This window comes from Chamaesiphon sp. OTE_8_metabat_110 (genome assembly GCF_031382685.1).
Lineage (GTDB): Bacteria > Cyanobacteriota > Cyanobacteriia > Cyanobacteriales > Chamaesiphonaceae > Chamaesiphon.
In genome coordinates this window covers 1-4,852 of record NZ_JANMZA010000560.1, presented here as the reverse complement: position 1 = coordinate 4,852, position 4,852 = coordinate 1, and the positions used below count along the sequence as shown (strand labels likewise).

At 47.2% G+C, this 4,852-nt stretch carries 4 protein-coding genes and 2 pseudogenes; 2 read left to right on the top strand and 4 right to left on the bottom strand.

Features of this window, described 5'->3' with window-relative positions; translation table 11 throughout:
- Positions 1 to 303: 303 nt before the first annotated feature.
- Positions 304 to 666: pseudogene (locus RMO52_RS20290) on the top strand (plasmid pRiA4b ORF-3 family protein); the annotation flags it as partial.
- A 25-nt stretch (positions 667 to 691) separates the two neighbouring features.
- On the opposite strand, the pseudogene RMO52_RS20285 reads toward RMO52_RS20290, so the two are convergent.
- Positions 692 to 805: pseudogene (locus RMO52_RS20285) on the bottom strand (recombinase family protein); the annotation flags it as partial.
- Between the two features lie 127 nt (positions 806 to 932).
- Positions 933 to 2,144 carry a hypothetical protein gene (locus tag RMO52_RS20280; RefSeq protein ID WP_310417874.1) on the bottom strand — a complete coding sequence of 404 codons (1,212 nt, stop codon included), beginning with the start codon at positions 2,142 to 2,144 and terminating at the stop codon, positions 933 to 935.
- A 302-nt stretch (positions 2,145 to 2,446) separates the two neighbouring features.
- Here RMO52_RS20280 and RMO52_RS20275 point away from each other — a divergent pair, with 302 nt between their 5' ends.
- The gene (locus RMO52_RS20275) at positions 2,447 to 3,874 is read left to right on the top strand and encodes a cytochrome P450 (RefSeq protein ID WP_310417870.1); all 1,428 of its coding nucleotides are present in this window, start codon (positions 2,447 to 2,449) and stop codon (positions 3,872 to 3,874) included.
- 108 nt (positions 3,875 to 3,982) lie between these two features.
- On the opposite strand, the gene RMO52_RS20270 is transcribed toward RMO52_RS20275, so the two are convergent.
- Both RMO52_RS20270 and RMO52_RS20265 read right to left on the bottom strand, forming a co-directional pair.
- Positions 3,983 to 4,279: a hypothetical protein gene (locus tag RMO52_RS20270; protein ID WP_309742756.1), complete on the bottom strand. Its 297-nt coding sequence runs from the start codon at positions 4,277 to 4,279 to the stop codon at positions 3,983 to 3,985.
- Between the two features lie 26 nt (positions 4,280 to 4,305).
- Positions 4,306 to 4,852: M23 family metallopeptidase (locus RMO52_RS20265; protein WP_310417867.1), on the bottom strand; the 547-nt coding region annotated here is incomplete at its 5' end.

Below are 4,852 nucleotides of genomic sequence, written 5' to 3'. Positions count from 1 at the left end.
AGCGACAAAGCTAGACTTAGCCGCTTTTCCATCCAATGACAGCTTGATGATTTGACGACATGAAGATGAATCGAATCGCAAAAGTTTCCAGCCCCTATATCAGCGGCGCATCGACGGTCGGGTCGATCGACAAAGGCTAGGAGGTATATCCTTCCAAGTTGTGTGCGTCAGCGGCTATATGCCGGGAGGTTTCCTCCCGGCTGCGAGACAAGACAAGACAGCGTCCGTTTGCTTGACGACACTAATTTGGCGAGCAATTATTTTCGGGGAGATGAAATATCCGAAATGCGGTAAAATGGCTCTATGTCTGAATCTGAGCAAATAACCGTCTACCAACTCAAAATCTTCATCCTGGGCATCAGTCCCATGATTTGGCGGCGGTTCAAAGTTCATAGCAATAGCACCATCACCGATTTACACTACATCGTCCAGATCGTAATGGGGTGGACAGATTCCCAAGCGAGCTTTGCGGGGGAAGCTTCCCCCGCAAACGTCGCGCATCTACATCGCTTCGTCATCCACGGGAAAGATTACGGAACCGCTCAGAGCGGGGGAATTTGGTTTACTGACGACCCAAACAAAGTCAAACTAGCAGATTTGGGATGGCGAGTGAAAGAACGCTTTGTGTACCAATATGACTTTAGTGACAACTGGCAACATCAAATTGGGGTTTTTTGCATAAACCCTCCAAACTTGTACCGCTTTTTTTCTCTTGATAAACCTTATCGCAATGTTGGAGCTTGTCTAATTGGACATTAAGACTTTGCCCCACCGAACTAACTCGTGCATATCCAACTAGAGCCATACTTAAAACTCCAAGTTGTACTCATATATCTCATTATTCTTTAGACTTTAAGAGAAAGGTATTTTGAGACATAAAAAGAGACATGATAGGGATGTGTCTCAGGAAGTATAGGATGAGAACCAATCCATTATTTCGCAAATGTAGTCACCATTCCGTCGGGCGACAGTTTGCGGATGGAATGGTTATTCATATCCGCGATAAATAAATTTCCCTTGCTGTCAAAGGCGATGCCTTTTGGAAAATTGAACAGAGCCGTTAAAACCTTGCCGTCTTTATTGCCTTCCTGCGCTCTGCCGGCGATGTTTTGCGCACAGGGGTCAATGATATTATTTCCCGCCAGCGTTGATACTTTGCTGCCCGATATTTTGATAATCCGGTGCAACCGTTTGTCCGTAAATAGTATCTCGCCCTTTTGATTGGTGATAATCGCCGATGCCGGATCGACGAATTCAGCTTTAGCTGCATCGCCTGGCGTGTAAACCGGACACCATTTTCTTTTATAAGGCTGCCCGGCGATGCTCGTGATTGTCCCGGCGGTAAGGTCTATTTTTCCGATAAAACGGGCAAATCCGGCAGCGGCATAAATGATATTTCCCTGACTGTCGGTAGTGATGGCTGAAATATCGTGCGGCAGAATAAACTTTCCGTCGGGAGTTTTTAGTGTTGAAACCACGCCGCCCGCAATCTTCCTGATGACACTAAACCGTCGGGCGGAGGTTTGGCTATATTTTGGAGCAGAGCCGTTTAGGTCTTTTAAAAAATACCTGTCGGTTAGGTAATTACCTCCGATAGCGTCTTTTATCTTATCGTAGCTACTGGTGATATAAATATTGTCTTTACCGTCAATCGTCATTAAATCAATCAGATTAAGTCCGGCGGCGGCAAGCGGTCCGTCTTCCAGCTTGTAACCGTATTGTTGTCCGGCGAATAGTTTTATTTCAGCTTTGTTATCGGCGGAAACCGTTATTTTGTAGATGGCGGTTCCGCCGTTTTCGGTCGCGTAAAGATTGTCTTTGGAATCAATGATGAGGTTAGTCCAAGTTCTGTCCATCCCGCCGATAGCCGGACCTTGTTTTGAAAGGTCGGTCACAGTTCTGTCCGGCGCGATTTTCAGCATCCCGTATTTGCGCGTCACAAAAATATTGTCTTTACTATCAACGACAATATACTGCGGTTCTGAAACGGTTTTACGCTCTTGCGCTTGAGCGGACAAATTAATTGTTAAGACGATAACGGCGAAAAGTATTAAGTTTCTCATAATTTGTTTTTTCAAAGATTGGGATGTACCAGAAATATTCTGTATTGGGCGGCTCACCCGCCACTCTTTTAATTTCATCATTTGTAGATCCCGCTCCGCCTGTGATTGCACCGCAGTCTGATATTGTACAGTATTGCTTCCCAAATCTCGCAACCAACTACTTCCTGCAATACTTCTCTAGCACGTTCTGAGAGTAGTAATTGTCTCTTCATTAAGTACACGTCCGTTCGATATCTCTGTCAAACTTTACAAGCATAACTACCGCTTATTCAAAATCTTCCTAATTTTTTAAGCCTGAGTAGTTACGATCGAATAACATTGGCTGCAAGGTCAGGATTGAGAGCAGGCTATAATATTGATAGATGTATTGGGAAAGATCGACTATGCAATTACCTCTAGGTCCCCAAACGCCCGCTGCGATCCAACTTATCCGCTGGATTTTCAGCCCCATGTCCTTTATGGATGAGTGCGTTCGCCGTTATGGCGATATATTCACTCTCAATTTGGGTAAAAATAATCAAAATCTAGTCTTTGTCAGTAATCCCCAAGCCTTGCAGCAAATTTTAACTCAAGATACCAGAGCAGATTTTCATGCTCCAGGTGAGCTAAACGTTTTATTTAAGTCTTTGCTCGGCGACAACTCCGTAATTTGCCTGAGTGGGGCACAGCATCAACGCCAACGACAGTTGATGATGCCACCATTTCATGGCGATCGGATGCGAACATATAGTCATGTCATCACCCAAATTACGGCTGAAACCTTAGCAGAAGTCCAGATCGGTCAAACTTTCGACGTGCGGACGACCACCCAAACAATTACCCTGCGGGTGATTATGCAAGCAGTATTTGGACTAAATCGGGGCGAGCGTGCCGAACAACTCGCCCGTCTCCTGAGCGAACTGCTTGAACTTGGCAGTTCTCCCCTAAGTGTCGCGATGTTATACTTGCCCATCCTCCAACAAGAATTTGGTGGAATTGGTCCTTGGGCAATCCAAATGCGCTGTCAGCAGGCGGTAGATGCTCTCATCTACGCCGAAATTCAGGAACGCCGGAGTCAACCCGATTTTACCCGTACCGATATCCTCAGCCTCTTGATGGCGGCTCAAGATGAAGTGGGTGAGTCGATGACTGATGTTGAATTGCGAGATGAATTGATGACGCTGCTGGTAGCGGGACATGAAACGACAGCGACAGCTTTAGCTTGGGCATTATATTGGCTGCATAAGTTGCCAGCAGTTAGAGCTAAATTAGTCGCCGAACTCGATCGATTAGGCCCAGATCCAGATGTCACCGCCGTGATGAAATCTCCCTATCTCGATGCCGTTTGTAATGAAACCCTGCGGATTTATCCAGTTGGAATGCTAACTTTCCCCCGAGTTACTACCAAAGCTGTCAATCTCGCTGGACGAGAATTACCACCAAATACAATCGTGCTAGGGTCGATTTATTTGACTCACCATCGGGAAGATTTATATCCCCAGCCCAATCAATTTCGACCAGAACGTTTCTTGGATCGACACTTTTCGCCGTTTGAGTTTTTCCCCTTTGGTGGTGGTGCTAGACGTTGCATCGGTAGTGCTTTTGCGCTGCTGGAAATGAAACTCGCCCTCGCCCAGATCCTCTCACAGTGGGAACTAGAATTGGTAGACCAGCGGGATGTCCACGCAAAACGCCGAGGTTTGGTAACAGCACCAGAACGCTCGATCCAACTGCGCGTCAAAAGTCAACGATCGAAAGTCGAATCAAATCCTAACTCGATCGATCGGATCGCTGAAGATAGTCAACTTACTGCGTCTGAAGTGGCTCTATGACTGGACGGACGATCGTTGGTGCAGGGGTTGGATCTGATTTAAAAATAGCTGTCAATGCCTGTTTTAGTCTGTAGGCTAGGTTGAGCACAAAACCCAACAGCACCAGCGTTATAAGCCCAGTTGTTCGATATTTAATGAAGCCCATTGTAGCGACCCACTGCTCTGCACCACATAGTCCAGCACTGTTTCAATTTCAGATCTTTTCGTCAGCATCAGCACCCGCACGTCATCTCCTTGACCTACTGCTTCTAGGAGCCGAATTTCTTCAGTACTCAATGGCTTGCCGTCATACTCGGCGCGGGTGCATTGTCGGTGCGGGATGGCCTCGAATAGTGGAGTCACAGTTGAGGGTGAGGGTTCGAGCGCAATTTTTACGGCTCCATCACCGGAGTCATCAAATGTCACTTGCCCCGATAGAGCCTGTGCTTTGGCTAGGGCATAGTCACACGATCGCTACGAATCAGAAAGCGTCCATCAAAGCGCATCAGCAAAGGATCGCCGGAAAATGGTGTCGTAGACGATCCGGGACGTTGGGCATGAATGTGTAAGTGGGGTTCGTCGCTGGCACCAGAGTTTCCGACCTCGGCCAGACGCTCGCCAACCCGAACGTCGATTCCTGATTGCACCGAGAGACTTTGAGATCGAAAATGGGCGAGTAAGACATCAGCATTGCCACAGAGCAGAATGACATGATTACCCGATCGATTTACTGCATCGATCTGCGGAATCTGCATATCTGGCAAACCATCGATCGCCTGAAGAATTTTCCCCGTACAGGGAGCGAACACAGGCTCACCATAAATCTGATAAGCAGCCAGATCGCTAGGAACGATCCCTTTTGCCCGCCAGCCAAACCGATCGATCTTGACAATATCGGCTCCGTAGCTCTGTCCTCGGTAGGCACGAAAACGCGGCACTGACTCGTCCAGCGTTTTTAGATGTGCATTAATCCGAAGATCGCTACCACCATTGAGAATT

What these genes read in the sequence shown, in the direction of transcription:
- RMO52_RS20280 (WP_310417874.1), bottom strand. Translation starts at nt 2,144, where the DNA reads ATGATGAAATTAAAAGAGTGGCGGGTGAGCCGCCCAATACAGAATATT.
- RMO52_RS20275 (WP_310417870.1), top strand. Translation starts at nt 2,447, where the DNA reads ATGCAATTACCTCTAGGTCCCCAAACGCCCGCTGCGATCCAACTTATC.